1 protein-coding gene is annotated in these 666 nt (G+C 76.4%); it reads right to left on the bottom strand.

Translation table 11 applies throughout. The features are described 5' to 3' along the window. Positions 1–477, bottom strand: a 477-nt coding sequence (locus tag AC27IO_RS25130) for a vWA domain-containing protein (RefSeq protein WP_498741332.1), incomplete at its 3' end; no start/stop codon positions are given. Positions 478–666: the final 189 nt, after the last annotated feature.

Here is a 666-nt window from a genome sequence, read left to right on the forward strand (position 1 = left end):
TACCCAGCCGTCGCTCCAGGCGGGCGCGCGCTGGGGCGGCACGCGCAACTGCACGCCGCTGCCACCGAAGCACAGCAGCGCCACGTCGTCGCGGTGGCGGTAGGCCTCACCCATCAGCGCCAGCAGCACGCCCTTGGCGCGCGCCAGGGCACCGCTCGCCACCATGGAGGCCGAGCAGTCCAGCACGAAGCAATGCAGCCGCCCGGTGCGGGCCTGTACGGGCTGGTGGCGCAGGTGTTCCCGCTGCAGTTGGACGGCCGCACCCCGCGCCATGAAGGTGCGCGGCCAGTCCCAGGGCCCCGGCTCGCCGCCGCGCAGGTCAGGCGTTCCATCGCCCCGCCCCCGGTCTCCCTGGCGCGCCGCGGCACGCCCGGGGCGGGGGCTCAGGCTTTTTTTTGGTGCGCTGTCCTGCCCGCCGCGCGGCACCAGCGGCCGCACGGGTTTGAAGGCCTGGGTGCCCACGGGCTCGGGGGGCAAGGCGCCCCAGTCCGCAGCACCTGCGGCAAGGGAGGCGCCGCCATCGGCAGGGCCATCTCCCTCGCTCCTCCCATCCCCTGGTGTGGCGCTTTCGCTCACATGGCCCTCCCGCCGCGTGCCCGGGGGCTTCTCCGCGCTCGGCCCCGGCGCCGGCAGGGGCGGTGGCGGCGCCCCGGCATCCGCGTGGCG

Source organism: Acidovorax sp. KNOB132 (assembly GCF_057541515.1).